The following is a 2,379-nucleotide window of genomic DNA, read 5'->3' as shown; positions in this document are numbered from 1 at the left end:
CGGACGATATTTTCCAATCGAAATTAAGATGCCCACGTAAGCCAGTGAATTTCCCTTTTCTAATAGTAAGTCAATGTAATCTGAGATTGGCTGTTGTGCATCAATTTGGTCGATAAGGAATTTTTCCAAAGCCATTAGCGCACTAACAATACTGTGCGGCGCGCCTGTCGAGTCCCTAAACCAAAAATAAATACGCGAGTCACCAATGTACTCATGGTCTGTAGCATTAATATTTATAGTGACCTTTGGAACTTCTTTTTGTTCATGGGTAAACTTGTTTGTCCATTGCTGTGTGGCGAAATTAACAAGCGTTACTATAAAATCTATTCCAATTTTTGGTTGATTCTTTAAAAAATATAAAAAAGGTCCTCTCGTGTAAAACGTTGGAAACCATCCATGTGGCTCATTGATATCCAAATCGTAATTATGGTCATACCCAAAAGAAACTTCTTCAGGAGCTTCTATAAATAAGGCAAGTAAAATCTCTTTCGCTGTTTCGGGGTAAGAATTTATTACAGGGTTTAGTGCGTTTTTTTCAATGCAAATTTTTTCAAATGCGCTGTCTGGACTTTCATAAGGTCCATCAGGCCATTGAATTTTATCTCTTATCTTAAAGCCTCTAAAAATAGAATGTGGCTCGTCATCACTTGTATACTCTTGTTTCTTTTCATGTCTTTCAACTTTAATTCGTTTGCATAATTTTAAGGAGAGATCAATAACCTCTGTTGGGAATTCATTGACTGCCAAAAGCATTACTTTATAAGTCAGTTCATCAGCATCGCCTCGCACATAACCGCCACTATTGAATTTAAAGTCAAACATCCTTTTAGCATTTTCCACAGCTATTTCAGCACATTCCTCTCTGTAGGGGAACACAGTGGGTGTATATTCGAGCCATATTTTAGTAATTTCTGCAGTTTCCCGTCCAGCTAGAGTTAAAACTTCCAATTTATACAAATAAATGAATTTTAAGACTTCACCCCAATAAGGATGGTTTGGGGTTCTATTGTAGGTTGATGCTTGAGCTGTGGTATAACTACCCAATTCTTTTGCGATTTTTAATACATTCTGATTGGGCAGCGTAGCTTTTAGTAAAAACAGTTCCAAAAATCTTTTTAGCAGTTCACCATTATTAAGTTGGAAAAAATCCCAAAGAGCCAGTAAATAGATATAGGTTGACGCAGAAAAAATAATAGACTCAAGAAGCAAATCTTGGATTATTTTTTCTTTGGCATCGATAGTGCCCAATGTTTTAAATAACTTAATCCACTCTGAAGCATCACTTTTTTTATCCAGTAGGTAAATACCATACAATCGAATCGCCTTACACCATAAAGGCGATAAAAGTTCTTTAGTCTGCAGGTAACCTTTTACATTGGTATTATTACCCCGTATCAGTTTATAACTTGCCCAATCTCCAAACAAATCATGTGTCAGGTAAAGTTTATCTTCATTCTCAACAAAAATTTTACTCTGTTTTAGTACGTCCACAGGATTGGATTCTGCAATGCCAAAATCTGATAAGGCAATGCCTATGCTAAGGCTTTCAGCCTGCTTTTCCGAAAATTCTTTGACAAACCTAGAACTTGCTGCACCTTTAGATTCTATTTCTTCCTTCCATATCCAATCAATAATAGTGGATTCTCCAATAAAATCAGATTCTGAAATAGTAGCATTTTGAGTTAAATTATAAGCCAATAAATCCAGGTATTTTAAATTGTTCAGGATTGGTCGTAAATGCACATGCTTAAACAATTGCGATAATTTTGGAAAATGGGATGTTAATTCGGATATATTGGTATAAGCATCTTTATCCACCTTAAAGGGAATGGAGCTTAAGGTTATGTTTATTCTGTAAAGCCTTTCCAAAACATCATTAAAATCATCAGTCTGGCATGTAAAAATAATTTTCCACGGAGATGATGGATCACCCGCAATAAAAAGTATAGCATAAAGTAAATTCAATTCAGCTTCTTTAAAAAACCTGTCTATGCCGTCAATAAACAAATATCCGGTTTGTTGCACCTTAGTGAACAAATCAGGTAAATCATTTTGAAGTCCAAAAAAGTTATTCAAGCTTCCATGTTGTAGAGATTGGGAATCTATCCAAACATATTTGTCATTTAGTGAAAGCTTTTGCTGAATATATTTTTTTGCCAAAACAGATTTTCCATAACCAGATTTTCCCAAAATAAAAACAGTCTGGTTGTCTTTTAATAAATTTTCAATTTTGTCCAATTCCGTAGAATTAGACAATGTAACTTTATTTCCGATCTTATCTTGAATCGAGGCAATCCTTGATTTACTTTTGGCAATAATTTTATTCCAGTCATGAATATGGTTGGTATAGCCTTTTAATTGAAAATGGCTTTTAAGTTT

At 34.5% G+C, this 2,379-nt stretch carries 1 protein-coding gene; it reads right to left on the bottom strand.

All coding sequences use genetic code 11. The features are described 5' to 3' along the window. A partial coding sequence (locus tag P8M54_RS09845) for a hypothetical protein (RefSeq protein ID WP_300287651.1) occupies positions 1-2,379 on the bottom strand: 2,379 nt, incomplete at both ends.

It is taken from the genome of Flavobacterium sp. (assembly GCF_029242675.1).
Lineage (GTDB): Bacteria > Bacteroidota > Bacteroidia > Flavobacteriales > Flavobacteriaceae > Flavobacterium.
The sequence above is the reverse complement of the archived record's forward strand: the minus strand, read 5'-3'. Positions and strand labels throughout refer to the sequence as shown.